Annotated in this window: 11 protein-coding genes; 8 read left to right on the forward strand and 3 right to left on the reverse strand. The window is 60.9% G+C overall.

Annotation, left to right across the window (positions count from 1 at the left end; translation table 11 throughout):
* Positions 1–403, forward strand: a 403-nt coding sequence (locus CFR72_RS07200; protein WP_110913321.1) for an IS5 family transposase, incomplete at its 5' end; no start/stop codon positions are given.
* Between the two features lie 154 nt (positions 404–557).
* Positions 558–2,300 carry an HAD-IIIC family phosphatase gene (locus tag CFR72_RS07205; protein ID WP_110913322.1) on the forward strand — a complete coding sequence of 581 codons (1,743 nt, stop codon included), beginning with the start codon at positions 558–560 and terminating at the stop codon, positions 2,298–2,300.
* A 153-nt stretch (positions 2,301–2,453) separates the two neighbouring features.
* Here the strand turns inward: CFR72_RS07205 and CFR72_RS07210 are convergent, their stop codons facing one another.
* The 3 genes from CFR72_RS07210 to CFR72_RS07220 form a co-directional block, all read right to left on the reverse strand.
* Positions 2,454–3,110, reverse strand: coding sequence for an IS1595 family transposase (locus CFR72_RS07210; protein ID WP_110913323.1), 657 nt, complete (start codon positions 3,108–3,110; stop codon positions 2,454–2,456).
* A 111-nt stretch (positions 3,111–3,221) separates the two neighbouring features.
* Positions 3,222–4,874: a stimulus-sensing domain-containing protein gene (locus CFR72_RS07215; protein WP_110913378.1), complete on the reverse strand. Its 1,653-nt coding sequence runs from the start codon at positions 4,872–4,874 to the stop codon at positions 3,222–3,224.
* A gap of 130 nt (positions 4,875–5,004) precedes the next feature.
* Entirely contained in the window at positions 5,005–5,715 is a 711-nt protein-coding gene (locus CFR72_RS07220) for a response regulator transcription factor (RefSeq protein ID WP_110096106.1), read from the reverse strand.
* Between the two features lie 264 nt (positions 5,716–5,979).
* On the opposite strand from CFR72_RS07220, the gene CFR72_RS07225 reads away from it, so the two are divergent.
* From CFR72_RS07225 to trmB, 6 genes are all read left to right on the forward strand, one after another.
* The gene (locus CFR72_RS07225) at positions 5,980–6,597 is read left to right on the forward strand and encodes a nucleotide exchange factor GrpE (protein ID WP_110913324.1); all 618 of its coding nucleotides are present in this window, start codon (positions 5,980–5,982) and stop codon (positions 6,595–6,597) included.
* Between the two features lie 205 nt (positions 6,598–6,802).
* Positions 6,803–8,722 (forward strand): molecular chaperone DnaK, encoded by a 1,920-nt coding sequence (gene dnaK / locus CFR72_RS07230; RefSeq protein WP_110913325.1) that lies wholly within the window; start codon positions 6,803–6,805, stop codon positions 8,720–8,722.
* 236 nt (positions 8,723–8,958) lie between these two features.
* Positions 8,959–10,089, forward strand: coding sequence for a molecular chaperone DnaJ (gene dnaJ, locus CFR72_RS07235; RefSeq protein WP_110913326.1), 1,131 nt, complete (start codon positions 8,959–8,961; stop codon positions 10,087–10,089).
* 313 nt (positions 10,090–10,402) lie between these two features.
* Positions 10,403–11,203 carry a 4-hydroxy-tetrahydrodipicolinate reductase gene (dapB, locus tag CFR72_RS07240; RefSeq protein WP_110913327.1) on the forward strand — a complete coding sequence of 267 codons (801 nt, stop codon included), beginning with the start codon at positions 10,403–10,405 and terminating at the stop codon, positions 11,201–11,203.
* A gap of 132 nt (positions 11,204–11,335) precedes the next feature.
* Positions 11,336–12,523, forward strand: a complete 1,188-nt coding sequence (metK, locus tag CFR72_RS07245; protein ID WP_110913328.1) for a methionine adenosyltransferase — start codon at positions 11,336–11,338, stop codon at positions 12,521–12,523.
* A gap of 113 nt (positions 12,524–12,636) precedes the next feature.
* Complete coding sequence (gene trmB / locus CFR72_RS07250) at positions 12,637–13,341, forward strand: tRNA (guanine(46)-N(7))-methyltransferase TrmB (RefSeq protein ID WP_110096112.1); 705 nt, start codon at positions 12,637–12,639, stop codon at positions 13,339–13,341.
* Positions 13,342–14,811 lie beyond the last annotated feature (1,470 nt).

Below are 14,811 nucleotides of genomic sequence, written 5' to 3' on the forward strand. Positions count from 1 at the left end.
GCGCAGTGTGACGGGATGGTCCACCAAGATCGTCGCCATGACTGACGCCCTGGGCAATCTGGTCCGCTTTACGCTTATCCCCGGCCAGCATTACGACACGGTCGGGGTGGCGCCGCTTCTTGAACAGGCTGATTTCGAGGGACTTCTTGCCGACAAGGCGTTCGATGTCCACTGGATCGTGGACACCATACGCGCGCAAGGGGCCAGCGTGGTCATTCCCCAGCGTCGGAACCGCCTCGACAGGCGACCCTTCGATGGAGCCCTGTTCAAGGCGCGCCATCTCATCGAGAACTTCTTCTGCAAGCTCAAGGAGTTCAAGCGCATCGCCATGCGAAGCGACAAGACCGACAGATCATTCGCAGCGATGATTTATCTCACCGCCGCAATCATCAATTCGCGTTAATTCCCAACAGGCCCTGGAAAAAGCTTCACCAAAAACTTTTACTGTTTTTATCAACATATTATTTTCAAACAGTCTCCAGGAAATATTGACGGATAATTTACAATATTCCGCTTCAAGTAAGGTGTAGCATCGTCTGCCTGCTGGAGAAGATTTTATGTCTGAGGAAATTCGTCTCGTTATCTGGGACCTGGATGAAACATTTTGGCATGGCACCCTGACCGAAGGGGGTATTTCCTATTCGGATGAATACCACAATATTGTCGTGGAACTTGCCCAACGGGGCATCATGAGTTCCATCTGTTCCAAAAATGATCTTGAATCCGTCAGACATCTCCTGCAGGAAAAGGGAATCTGGGATTATTTCGTTTTCCCCAGCATCGACTGGTCCCCGAAGGGGGCAAGGGTTGCCGAAATCATCCGGCGTATCCAGCTTCGTCCTGAAACCGTCATGTTTATTGACGACAATACCCATAACCTGCAGGAAGTCCTGTCAGTCAATCCGGAAATCCACATTGCAGATGAGAAGATTATCCCACACCTCCTGACGGACACCCGTTTCAGGGGCAAGGATGATTCCGGCCTTTCACGCCTGAAACATTACAAGGTCCTGGAAAGCCGTGATGAGGAAAAGGAAAATTTCTCCAATATCGAGGACTTCCTGAAAGACAGTAATATCAGGGTCGAGTTCATCTACGATGTTGAAAACCATCTTGACCGTGCAATAGAACTGATCAACCGGACGAACCAGCTCAACTTCACAAAGCAGCGCCTGCCGGAGGATCGGCAGGAAGCCCGGGATATCCTGCTGTCGCAGATCAAACAGACATTCAGGTATTCCGGTCTGGTCAGGGTCAGCGATAAATTTGGCGATTATGGCATCGTGGGTTTCTACTCACTCGTCTATGTCAACAGAATCAGTTATTTTGAACATTTCTGCTTTTCATGCCGCATACTTGGCATGGGAATCGAACAATGGGTTTACCAGTCGCTCGACCGGCCCGACCTGCATGTGCAGGGCACGGTCATATCGGACATCAATTCCCCGGCGCACATTGACTGGATCAACCAGGAGGGAGGTTCTTCCGACGCCATGGTGGCCGCCAGCAGGAAGAGCATATATGTTCGCGGGGGATGCCATGCCGCAGGACTGGCCCATTACCTCAAGCAGGGGAACCGCCATGTCGTCGAGGAGCAGAATTTCTGTCGCGACGGTGTCAGCATCCGCATTGACCACTCGCAACTGTTCCATGATTCCATCTTTGGCCTGACCGATGAAAGGCTGGCGTGGATTTCAAAACTTGGCTACAGGAAAGAGGATTTCGCGACACAATTCGATGACATGACGTACGATGTTTACGTGCTGAATTTTTCCGTCGATGCATTGTACGCAACATATTCATATCAGGACGGCACCACCCGGTATCCGTTCCCCGAGTGTCATGCGATCATGACGGAAAATTTTTCACAGGGGGAACATCATGACCAGAACAAATTCCTTGATGATGCCTTCCGCAATGTCGCATCTGGCGATTTCCGTTACCATGTGCCGGACCCGGACTATTTCGAAAACTGCCTCCGCAGTATCCTGCCCCGGATTCCCGAAGGGTCTTTCCTGTTCATCCTGCTTGGGGCCGAAAGATTCCTGAACCATGAAAATGAAGTTGAAAATGTTTCAACACACATCCCCTTCAACCGGAAAATCATGGAACTGACGGCCAACAGGAAAAATACCTTCCTGCTGCACATCGACGATTATGTAAAAGAAAGAAGTGACCAGACCGACAGGGAACATTTCGGACGCATGGTTTATTACAGACTCTACAGGACCATAACCGAGGTCATTTCTGCTGATGCACCCGCCGAAAAAACAGAAGCCCCCGCATTGCACGAAGCATGATGCATGGGATTCCCGCCCTTTCACAACGGAAAGTAGCTAAAGTTTTTGGGTGTCGCCTTTTTTCAAAAAGGCGACGTTCCCTGAAGCTTTTTGGAAAAAAGCTTCACCAAAAACTTTTAGGGGCTGGCATAGGTAAGGATTGTTTGGAACGATTCACGCAGGCAGTTTAGCCCATTGAGTGAGGATTTTCAGGAGTTTTGCAGGCGAGCGGATGTTGAAGCGCCACTCGCACTCGGCCAGGAAGAGATGGAAGTCCTTGCGTGGTATTTCATTGTATCGACGCAGATGCCGTTTCGCCTGGCTCCAGAAATTCTCGATGCCATTGATATGGTTTCTGCCCAAGGCAAGATGCCTGCTGTGATCGATGCGTTCGTGATGAAATTCCGAGATATCCAGTTTGTCGTAAGCGTGCCAGGAATCGCTGTAGACGATTGAATCCGGCTGCACTTTCTTTCGAATGATCGACATCAGCGTCTGATGTCCTGCATTGGGGATCATGACGGCATGGACGCGGCCATGCCGTTTCAGCAGGCCAAAGACAGCCACTTTTCCGGCAGCACCCCGGCCCCGTTTTCCTTTGCGATGTCCACCGAAATAGCTCTCATCGACTTCGATTTCACCTGAGACCGGTGCCTCATGAGCAATCTGTTCCGCGATGATCTCTCGCAATTTCCGGTAATACAGGGTCGCTGTATTGCGATTGACGCCGACAAGTTCGGCAGCGCTCCGGGCGGGCGTTCCCGCCACGAAGTGCTCCAGAAGGCGCTTTTGGATGCTGACAGGCAGCCGGCTGCGACGACGTGCTTTCATGCGACATATCAAGCCTCTGTTGGCTTACCTATGCCAGCCCCAACTTTTAAATGATATCACCCGATTCCTCGGCCAGCCGTGGTTTCCAAAGGGTAATCCCCAGAGCCCCGATCATACCACCCTTGGCAGGCAGATCACGAACCGGGCACCAATGACATTCCCGTCCGCGTCAATCCGGTTCTCCGCGCTGATCGTCCCGCGCAGGGCCTCGACAATCTGGCGGCTGATGGACAGGCCCAGCCCCGAATGCTGCCCGAAATTCTCGCTGGTCGGGCGTTCGGAATAAAAACGGTCGAAGATGTTGTCCAGCTTCGCCTGTGGAATGCCCGGCCCTTCATCCGCAACGGCAATCTCCACCATGTTGCCGGCCGGCACGGCACTCAGCAGGATCTGCCCGTCGGGGGGCGAAAACGAAATCGCATTGCCGATCAGGTTGCGCAGCACCTGCACCAGCCGGTCTTCCACCGCCATGACCTTCAGCGGCCGTTCCGCGCTGTTGCCGCTGCTCGCGACGCTCATGACCGGCTGTCCGGGCTGGCGCGTGGTCTGGTGGATTTCCGCCAGGACCGACAGCAGGGGCACCACGGCCACGGGTTCGGCGCGCGCACGCGACAGTTCGGCATCCACGCGGCTGGCATCGGAAATATCGGTAATCAGCCGGTCCATCCTGCGCACATCGTCATGGATGATCATCATCAGCCGCCGCTGGCGTTCGGGATCCTCGATACGCAGCAGCGTTTCAATGGCGGAGCGGATGGACGACAGAGGGTTCTTGATCTCATGGCTGACATCGGCGGCGAAGCGTTCGATGGCGTCCATGCGCGCCCACAGCGCACTCGCACTGTCCTGCAACGCACGCGCGACCTCCCCGATCTCGTCCCGGCGCAGCAGCAGGCGTTCGGGCACCGTGTCGGTCCGGCCGGAGGATTCACGCATCACATGCGCCGACGCCGCCAGCCGCAGCAGCGGCCGCGCGATCGTCAGCGACAGGTACCATGACAGCAGGATCGTCAGCGCCAGCGCCATCAGGAACAGCGACAGGATGGAGGACCGCACGGCAAACAGGGAACGGTCCACGTCCTGCGCCTCCCGCGTCAACTGGATGATTCCCACCGTGGTCTGCCCGTCATGCATCACGGGTTCGGCCACCGTCACCATCAGGCGCTGATGCGCGGTGCGGCGGATATAGGGCGGCATCTCCATGATGCGCATGCCGTTCGGCCCGGCCACCGGCTGCACCGACGGATCGGTGTCGGGGGTGTCGAGCGTCATGATCCGCTCCCCCGACAGGGTCGGCAACTGCGACAGCAGCCAGTTGTACAGACGCTCGCCAATATTGCGGGACTCGGGATAGAGCGGGGAGCGGTCATCTTCTTCCCCGCCCGTCCCCTCATGCCGTCCCTCGCCGGAACCGTGGGCATGGTGGCCTGCCCGCTCCGCACGGCTGTCGGCAACGGGCTGTCCATCCGGGGCGAACAGGCGGGCACGCGCGCTGGGGCTTGGCTCCGTCAGGCGCAGCAGCAGCGGCCGCGCCAGCGCAGGGTCCAGCAGCACGCCATGGCGCGTGGTCGTCACCGCACTCTGCCCAAGCGCACCGGCATAGATGCGCGCCTGTTCACGCAGGGCGGAGACCTCGGCCTCGAGCAGGCTGTTCTGGAACTGCGTCAGGTACAGCAGCGTCAGCGCCAGCAGCCCCAGCGGCAGCATGTTGACCAGCAGGATCCGTCGCATCAGCGGCGAGACAAGCCGCGTGCGATATTCCATGTAAACGGCAGCGGCGGCATGGTTGCCCGATATGCGGCCGCCCCCCTTTTTCGGACGCAGGCGCGCACGCAGGGCAGACAGGCGCAGGGCAAGGCCAGGCATGGGGAACGGACGCTTCAGCGGGAAATTCCTACTCTTCCTTGTAGCGGTAGCCTATGCCGTACAGCGTCTCGATCTGGTTGAAATCCTCGTCCACCTGCCGGAACTTCTTGCGCACGCGCTTGATGTGGCTGTCGATGGTGCGGTCATCGACATAGATGTTCTCGCCATACGCGGCGTCGATCAACTGGTCACGCGACTTCACCAGGCCGGGGCGGGTCGCCAGCGCCTTGACCAGCAGGAACTCCGTCACCGTCAACTGGATGTCGCGCCCGTGCCACAGGCACTGGTGCCGCGTCTCGTCAAGCGAGAGGTTGCCGCGCACCATGTTGCCCGCCGGATTGGCGCCAACGGCCTCGTTACGGGTCAGTTCGTTGCGGCGCAGCAGCGCGCGGATACGCTCAAGCAGCAGGCGCTGCGAAAAGGGCTTGGTGATGTAGTCATCCGCCCCCAGCCGCAGGCCCATCAACTGGTCCACTTCCTCATCCTTGGACGACAGGAAGATGACCGGCAGTTGCGAACGCGCACGCAGTCGCTGCAGCAGTTCCATCCCGTCCATCCGCGGCATCTTGATGTCGAGCACCGCGAGGTCCGCCGGGCGGCTCATCAGGCCATGCAGGGCACTTTCACCGTCGGTATAGGTATGGACGGTGAACCCTTCCGCTTCCAGCGTCATCTGCACGGACGTCAGGATGTTGCGATCGTCATCAACCAGCACGATCGTCTGTTTCGTCGGCTCCATCAGGATCTCTTCTGCTTCATCTGCGGATTGCGGCCACCGGGCACGCGCGTCGGGGACTTGCCTTGAAGGGCGGTTGGAGCATAGCGTCATATCGACCCGCATGTCATGAGGGCATGCGCCATATTGATGAACATGAGGAAGGGACGGGACGGCCGCCCGGCATCTGACGGTGCAGCACATATCAGGGGCATTACGCAAATTCGGCATGCCTGTGCAGACCGTCATGCCTTGTCCATCAGGCGACCGTTACCTACTTGATAGGTCATGACCCACGATACAGACCCAACCCACAACGCCGACGCCCCGCACGGCGCCGGTACCCACCAGCCCCAGACAGAGGGCCAGCAGCCCCCGCATGACGCCCCTGCGGCAGAGGCGGCCGCCACAGCGGAAACGGGGGCCGAGCCGTCGGACCGCATCGCGGAGCTTGAGGCCGAAGTCGCCGCCATGCGCGAGAAATGGATGCGCGCCGAAGCGGAAATGCAGAACCTGCGCACCCGCACCAAGCGCGAGATCGAGGACGCGCGGCAGTACGCCACGCAGAAATTCGCCCGTGACGTTGTGGAGGCCGCCGAAAACCTCAAGCGCGCGCTCGCCAGCCTGCCCGCGCCGACGGAACATGAGGACGGCATCCTCAAGAGCATGCGCGAAGGCATCGAAAGCACCGAGCGTTCGTTCATGGGCATCCTTGAACGCAACGGCATCGTCGCCGTGGACGCGCACGGCAAGCCGTTTGATGCCAACCTGCACCAGGCCATGGCGGAACAGCACAGCGACGAACACGCCGCGGGCACCGTCATGCAGGCATGGACGCCGGCATGGACGCTGCATGGCCGCCTGCTGAAGCCCGCGATGGTTGTCGTGTCCAAGGGACATGCCTGATATCACGGGCTGAAAATGCCGGTTGATCGGCTTCTCCCCCCTTGAAAGGCCGGGTGGGGCTGCTTAAATCGGAAAGTAACGCTGACGGGCCTGACCGGGTGGATGTGATCATGACAGTCCCCTGTCCCCCGCCGGCAAATGAATGATCAAAAGGGTTTTCGCGGATGCTTCGGGTCCACGGAAACCGCTATCAAGGAGAGTATTCATGGGTAAGGTTATCGGTATCGACCTTGGCACGACCAATTCGTGCGTTGCGGTCCGCGAAGGCGACGAAACCCGCGTCATTGAAAACAGCGAAGGCGCACGCACCACCCCGTCCATGGTGGCGTTCACCGACAACGGCGAAATGCTGGTTGGCCAGGCCGCGAAGCGCCAGGCCGTCACGAACCCCGCCAACACGCTGTATGCCGTCAAGCGCCTGATTGGCCGCCGCTATGATGACCCGACCGTGGCGAAGGACAAGGAACTTGTCCCCTATGCCATCGTCAAGGGCGACAACGGCGACGCCTGGGTCGAGGCGCAGGGCAAGAAGTACGCCCCGGCACAGATTTCCGCCTTCATCCTGGGCAAGATGAAGGAAACGGCTGAATCCTACCTCGGCGAACCCGTCACGCAGGCCGTCATCACGGTTCCGGCCTACTTCAACGACGCGCAGCGTCAGGCGACGAAGGATGCGGGCCGCATCGCGGGCCTCGAAGTCCTGCGCATCATCAACGAACCGACGGCGGCGGCGCTGGCCTATGGCCTGCAGAAGAAGAACGGCGGCACGATCGCGGTCTATGACCTTGGTGGCGGCACGTTCGACGTCTCGATCCTCGAGATCTCCGATGGTGTGATCGAAGTGAAGTCCACCAACGGCGACACGTTCCTCGGCGGTGAAGACTTCGACGCGCGGATCATTGCCTACCTCGCTGACGAGTTCAAGCGTGAGCAGGGCATCGACCTGCGTCAGGACAAGCTGGCCCTGCAGCGCCTGAAGGAAGCCGCGGAAAAGGCGAAGATCGAGCTGTCCTCCTCCAAGGAGACGGAGATCAACCTGCCGTTCATCACGGCCGATGCGTCCGGTCCGAAGCACCTTGTGCTGAAGCTGACCCGCGCGAAGCTGGAAAGCCTGGTTGACGACCTGATCCAGCGCACGCTGGAACCCTGCCGCGCCGCGCTGAAGGATGCGTCGGTCAACGCTGGTGAAATCGACGAAGTGATCTTGGTCGGCGGCATGACCCGCATGCCCAAGGTCATCGAGGCGGTGAAGCAGTTCTTCGGCAAGGAACCTGCCCGCAACGTGAACCCTGACGAAGTCGTGGCCATCGGTGCCGCGGTGCAGGGCGCGGTGCTGCAGGGTGACGTGAAGGACGTGCTGCTCCTCGACGTGACGCCGCTGTCGCTGGGGATCGAGACGCTGGGTGGCGTGTTCACCCGCCTGATCGACCGCAACACGACGATCCCGACGAAGAAGAGCCAGACCTTCTCCACCGCGGAAGACAACCAGAGCGCCGTGACCATCAAGGTCTATCAGGGCGAGCGTGAAATGGCGGCGGACAACAAGCTGCTGGGCACCTTCGACCTGACCGGGATTGCGCCCGCCCCGCGTGGCGTGCCGCAGATCGAGGTGACGTTCGACATCGACGCCAACGGCATCGTGTCCGTGTCCGCCAAGGACAAGGCGACCGGCAAGGAACAGCAGATCAAGATCCAGGCGTCTGGTGGTCTGTCCGAAGCCGACATCGAGAACATGGTCAAGGACGCGGAAGCCAACGCCGCCGCCGACAAGGCCAAGAAGGAACAGGTCGAGGCCCGCAACCAGGCCGAAGGTCTGACCCATCAGGTCGAGAAGTCCCTGTCCGAAGCCGGTGACAAGGTTCCGGCGGCCGACAAGACCGAAGCCGAGGCCGCGATCGCCGAGGTCCGCAAGGCCCTTGAAGGCACCGATGCCGAAGCGCTGAAGAAGGCGACCGATCGCCTGACGCAGGCCGCGATGAAGGTGGGCGAGGCCGTCTACAAGGCGGGTCAGGCCGAAGGTGGTGCCGAAGGCGCCGCGCCGGGTGCCGGTGCCGCTGGCCCGAACGGCGAGAAGGTCGTGGATGCCGACTTCGAAGACGTGGACGACAGCAAGAAGTCGTCCTGATCGTCGCAAGGCGTCATACATACTCCGGTAAAGGGGGTGCGGGAGCCACAGGCTTCCGCCCCCCGATCCCAGGTGGCGCCCGTGCTTCATGGAAGACGGGCGCTTTTCCTGTTTTAAAGACATGATACGGATCCGATACGGATTCCAACCCCAATCGATAACGGTCCGCCGTGCCCATAACAGGGACACCACCCATCCCCCGTCCCGGGGCGGCCCCGTTTCACTGAGGACCCATTATGGCCACCAATCTTGATTATTACGCGGTTCTGGAAGTCTCCCGTGATGCCGATGGCACCGAGATCAAGAAGGCGTATCGCCGGCTGGCCATGAAATACCATCCGGACCGCAACCCCGGCGATGCCGAGGCCGAAAACCGGTTCAAGGAAATCAACGAAGCCTATGACGTCCTGAAGGACGACCAGAAACGCGCGGCCTATGACCGCTTTGGCCATGCGGCATTCGAGGGCGGCGGCCCCGGCGGTGCCGGCGGGTTCGATTTCGGCGGCGGCGGGCTTGGCGATATCTTTGAGCAGATGTTCGGCGACATGATGGGCGGGCGTCGCGGCGGCCGTCGCGCGGGCGCCGACCTGCAGGTACAGGTCAGCATCACGTTCGCGGAGGCCTTCTCCGGCGTGAAGAAGCAGATCAGCGTGCCCACGCGCGTCACCTGCGAAAGCTGCGACGGCACCGGTTCGGCCGACAAGGACCAGCCGGCGGAGGTCTGCCCCTCCTGCCATGGTGCGGGCAAGGTCCGCGCGCAGCAGGGCTTCTTCTTCGTCGAACGTCCCTGCCCGACCTGCCATGGCAGCGGCCGCCTGATCCGCAACCCCTGCAAGGTCTGCCATGGCACCGGCACGGTGGAAAAGAACCGCACGCTGGAAGTCGCGATCCCCGCAGGGGTGGAGGACGGCACGCGCATCCGCCTGTCAGGCGAGGGCGAGGCCGGGGGCGCGGGCGTGACGCCGGGCGACCTGTATGTCCATATCAGCGTGGAGCCCCACCCCCTGTTCCAGCGCGACGGGGCCAACATCTACTGCCGCGTGCCGGTGCGCATGACGCAGGCGGCGCTGGGCACGGAAATCGAGGTGCCGGTCGTCGATGGATCGCGCGCCAAGGTGAAGATCCCGGCAGGCACCCAGACGGGCGAGACGCTGCGCCTGCGTGGCAAGGGCTTCTCCGTCCTGCGTTCGTCCGCGCGTGGCGACATGTATATCCAGGTCGTCGTGGAAACCCCGCGCCACCTGACCCGCCGCCAGCGTGAACTGCTTGAGGAGTTCGAGACGGAGGGCGGCGGCCATGACAAGGGCAGCCCCGAGAGCACCGGCTTCTTCAGCAAGGTGAAGGACTTCCTTGAAGGCAAGCTCTGATCCCCACCTTCCCCGATCCGGCGCGCCATGGTTGAAATGGCCGCCGGATCGGGTATAGGCTCCCTCCCCATATGCATGGTGTCCCCCCAACTTGCACCATGGATATGCTACAGGCGGCGCGATCCCCCGGTCGCGCCGCCATCTGTTTGTGGAGGCTGTCTGAAAGGACGATCCAGGGGAAAACCTGAAAATATGAAAAGTTTTTGGGTGCCGGCTTTTTTCAAAAAGGCGGCGTTTTCTGAAGCTTTTTGAAAAAAGCTTCACCAAAAACTTTCATCAATTTTACCAAGATCACAGAGGGGCGGAGAGTTTCATGAACACGAAAACGGTGCGTATCGGCATTGCCGGGATCAACGGTCGCGTGGGCCGCCTGCTGCGTGAGGAGGTCGCGGCGGCGGGTGCGATTGTTGCGGGCGGTTCGACACGCAACGGCATCATGGAACCCGCCAGCAGCGACGCCACCGGCCCGGCCTGCCCCATCTTCACCTCCATCGCCGACCTTGCGAAGGTCTGTGACGTGGTGATCGACTTCACCAACGTCGCAACCGTGAAAGCGCATGCGCAGGCCCTGGCGCAGGCGGGAACGGCATGGGTGATGGGCACGACCGGCCTGGGCGAGGAAGAGCAGGCCGCCGTCGATGCGGCGGCGCAACGCATCGCGGTGGTACAGGCGGCGAACTTTTCCCCCGGTGTTACGTTGATGACCCGCCTGGCGCGCCAGATGGCCGCCGCCCTGCCGGGACGCGAATATGATGCCGAAATACTGGAGATGCACCACAGGCAGAAAGTCGATGCGCCATCAGGCACCGCGCTGGCCATTGGCAACGCCGTGGCGGACGGGCGCGGCATCGTGCTGAAGGATCATATGGAGACCGCCCGCGACGGACATACCGGCCCGCGCGCGGACGATGCAATCGGCTTTGCCGTGCTGCGCGGCGGGCAGATTGTTGGCGAACACAGCGTCATCTTTACATCCGCGAACGAACAGATCTCGCTCACCCACCGGTCGTTCAACCGCCGCATCTACGCCACCGGCGCGGTGCGCGCGGCGCAGTGGATCGGGGCGCGGGGGCCGGGCCTGTATTCGATGGACAATGTGCTGGGACTGGAGTGAATTCCACGCGCGGGATGGGGGTATTCGGCAAAAAAACTTGACGCTGGCGGGAACTTCGGCCAAATCCGTCCACTACTCAGCGCCCGTCCATGCGGCGGCCCCATGGTTTTTACCAGATAGTATGGAATCAACATGCGCAACAAAGGCGACTTCCTGTTCACCTCTGAATCCGTATCGGAAGGCCATCCCGACAAGGTTGCCGACCGGATCAGCGATACCGTTCTTGACGCGTTCCTGACGGCCGATGGGGAATCCCGCGTTGCGTGTGAAACCCTGGTGACGACCAACCGCATCGTCCTTGCGGGCGAAGTGCGCGGCCCCGCCTCCGTCACGCCGGAACAACTGATCGAAGGCGCGCGCGACTCCGTGCGCGACATCGGTTACGACCAGCCGGGCTTCTCGTGGAAGAACGCCGAGGTTGAGTACTACCTGCATGCGCAGTCCGCCGACATCGCCGTCGGCGTTGACAGCGCGGGCGAAAAGGACGAGGGCGCGGGCGACCAGGGCATCATGTTCGGCTTTGCCACGCGCGAAACCGAAAGCCTGATGCCGGCCCCGCTGCATTACGCGCACGGCATCCTCCATCGCATCCGCGACCTGCGCAAGGCGGGCGACCCGCGCGCGGCCGCCCTGCAGCCCGACGCCAAGAGCCAGGTCACCCTGCGCTATGTCGATGGCAAGCCGGTGGGCGCGACCTCCGTCGTCATTTCCACCCAGCATGTCGAGGGTGCGAGCCAGAACACCATCCGCGAGGAACTGCGCGGCGTGGTCAAGGACGTCCTGCCCGAAGGCTGGATGTGCCCGGAAGACGAATTCTACGTCAACCCGACCGGCGTGTTCGTGATCGGCGGCCCCGACTGGGACTGCGGCCTGACGGGACGCAAGATCATCGTTGACACCTATGGCGGTGCGGCCCCGCATGGCGGCGGCGCGTTCTCCGGCAAGGATCCGACGAAGGTTGACCGTTCGGCGGCCTATGCCTGCCGTTACCTGGCGAAGAACATTGTCGCGGCCGGCCTCGCCGATACCTGCACGCTGCAGATTTCGTATGCCATCGGCGTGTCGCACCCGCTGTCGGTCTATGTTGACCTCGCCGAAACCGGCAAGGACGTGGACGAAGACAAGCTGGGCCGTGTCCTGCGCGAAGTGATGGACCTGTCGCCGCGCGGCATCCGCAAGCACCTGCGCCTGAACCGCCCGATCTATACCCAGACCTCCGCCTATGGCCATTTCGGCCGCACTCCCGACGCGGCGAAGGACGATTTCACGTGGGAGCAGACGGACCTCGTCGACGCCCTGCGCAGCGCCTTCAACCGCTGATCGCCTGACGGCCAGACCGGTTCCCGCTGTCATGACGGGACCGGTCGCGCCATGACGCGATGGCAGGCCACGGCCCCATCGCCACAAGACCGACACCAAGGATGACTGTTTCCATGACGGCTAGTGTGGATGTAAAGGCGTCGCCCGATCGCCTGTACGGACGTCAGCGCGGTCATCCCCTGCGTCCACGCCAGCAGCGCCTGCTTGACCAGACACTGCCGCGCCTACGCTTTCCCGCGATCGCCATGGCGAACCCCGCCAGCGCCTTTGGCCATCCGCCGCGCGAAATCTGGCTGGAGGTCGGGTTTGGTGGGGGCGAACACTCCCTTGCCCAGCATGCGACCCATCCCGATGTCGGCTATATCGCGTGCGAGGTGTTCGATAACGGCCTGTGTTCGCTGCTGTCGCGCCTTGTCCCCGATGACCACGAAGCCGATGCGCCGGTACCCGACATGCTGCGCATCTGGGACGAGGACGCGCGCATCCTGCTGCGCGAACTGCCCGATGCGTCGATTGACCGGGCCTTCCTGATGTTTCCCGACCCCTGGCCCAAGGCACGCCATGCCAAACGGCGTTTCGTCCACCCCGACACGGTGCGCATGATGGCGCGCATCCTCAAGCCCGGTGCGATCTGGCGCGTGGCCAGTGACGATCCCACCTATCAGGCATGGGTGGAGGAAGTGATGGGGGCGCAGACACTGTTCCGCACGGCGCCGCCGGTACTTGAACGGCCCGAAGGCTGGCCGCCGACACGCTATGAAGCCAAGGCGCTGAAGGCGGGACGGCAGCCTTTTTACTGGACGTTCGTACGCAACTGAGGATCGGGGACATTCCCTGATACTCAAGGAAACGGCCGCGATACCCGGCCCCATGGCTGACGGTTAGGACTGTTGCAGGACCGGACGGGCGCATTCCTATCCCGGATGCCGGCATTTTCCGACCCTTCCGCCGTACGGATAGCCGATATTGCGCATCGCCAGGCACGGAATCATGTTCCGGCATCACATGACAGATTCGTGACAAATCATTGCGTTTGGATGTTTCAGGAGCAATGCATCCATTTTGAAATGGCATGTCATCTCCCGAAATGAGCCGGCTCGAACACCTTGCGCGGGTATGTGAACGCCCGTTTTCCCAATGAAAATGAACAATGTTCAGCGCAGATGCCGCCTGCGGGAGGCTCATGGAAAGCGAGTGGTTCCGTGTAACATATTTTATCAAAGATATATCTACACTTACGGGTGCGCTTTCACCCCTGACGGTTTTCATCTACAGGCGGGATGTTTGCCAAAAAGCCGAGATCCCACTGGAAATGTTATGAAAAAATCGTTACGAATCATGAATGTTTCTCTTGGTGTTTCGACGGCAGTTCTCATGCTGGCCGAGGGCTGCCTGCCAGCCATGGCAAAGAGCATATCCGACACGCAGGACTTTTCCCTGACCGCCGGGGAATCGTTGGTGAATGACGATGACAAGGCGCTGTCGATCAAGAACCCGACCAATGTGTCGGTCAATATCGGGGCCGGAGCGCTGATCAGCGGGTCGGACGACGCCATCCATGGCGGCGATGCGACCAGCGGCACGGTGTCCATCACCAACAGCGGCACCATCGAAAGCACGGCGGGCGGGCAGGCGATCGACCTGAACGATTTTGTCGGCCCCGATAATACGAGTACCATTACCAACAATGCAGGCGGCCTGATCAAATCGGACGACGCCGATGGCATCCGTCCGGGCGCAAATGCCACGGTAATCAACGCGGGCACGATCTATGCCGATGGCGCGACGGGCGACAGCCATGACGGCATCGATTTCCAGGACGCCCCCACCGGCACCGTCATCAACGAGGCCGGGGGCCTGATTTCCGGCAAACGCCATGGCATCACGGGCGACGGGTATGTGGATGTCTACAACGCCGCCGGGGCGACGATCATCGGGCGCAACGGTTCGGGCGTCGGGTCCGACGGTACGGGCAAGGTGGTGAATTACGGCACCATCATCGGCGGTTATGACGGATCGGGTACAGGCGATGGGGACGGTATCGACATCGATAACGACGCCATCGTGGACAATTACGGGACCATCAAGGCCGAAGGCGCTGCCGGCGTTGGCAAGGACGGGGACACGAATGTGTCCGAAGGCGTGGCCCTGACCAACGGCATCAGCCTGGTGAATGAGAAAGGGGGCGTCATTACCTCCGTACAGGTCGGCGCGACCCTGACCGGCACCGCCCAACAGCAGATGGTGGCCACGAACTATGGTTCCATCTTTGGCGCGGAACAGGGCGT

Source organism: Gluconacetobacter entanii (genome assembly GCF_003206495.1).
GTDB lineage: Bacteria > Pseudomonadota > Alphaproteobacteria > Acetobacterales > Acetobacteraceae > Novacetimonas > Novacetimonas entanii.

Coding starts and splice junctions, on each gene's coding strand:
- CFR72_RS07225 (WP_110913324.1), top strand. CDS start 5,980: ATGACCCACGATACAGACCCAACCCACAACGCCGACGCCCCGCACGGC.
- dnaK (WP_110913325.1), top strand. CDS start 6,803: ATGGGTAAGGTTATCGGTATCGACCTTGGCACGACCAATTCGTGCGTT.
- dapB (WP_110913327.1), top strand. CDS start 10,403: ATGAACACGAAAACGGTGCGTATCGGCATTGCCGGGATCAACGGTCGC.
- CFR72_RS07205 (WP_110913322.1), top strand. CDS start 558: ATGTCTGAGGAAATTCGTCTCGTTATCTGGGACCTGGATGAAACATTT.
- CFR72_RS07215 (WP_110913378.1), bottom strand. CDS start 4,874: ATGGAATATCGCACGCGGCTTGTCTCGCCGCTGATGCGACGGATCCTG.
- CFR72_RS07220 (WP_110096106.1), bottom strand. CDS start 5,715: ATGGAGCCGACGAAACAGACGATCGTGCTGGTTGATGACGATCGCAAC.
- trmB (WP_110096112.1), top strand. CDS start 12,637: ATGACGGCTAGTGTGGATGTAAAGGCGTCGCCCGATCGCCTGTACGGA.
- metK (WP_110913328.1), top strand. CDS start 11,336: ATGCGCAACAAAGGCGACTTCCTGTTCACCTCTGAATCCGTATCGGAA.
- CFR72_RS07210 (WP_110913323.1), bottom strand. CDS start 3,110: ATGAAAGCACGTCGTCGCAGCCGGCTGCCTGTCAGCATCCAAAAGCGC.
- dnaJ (WP_110913326.1), top strand. CDS start 8,959: ATGGCCACCAATCTTGATTATTACGCGGTTCTGGAAGTCTCCCGTGAT.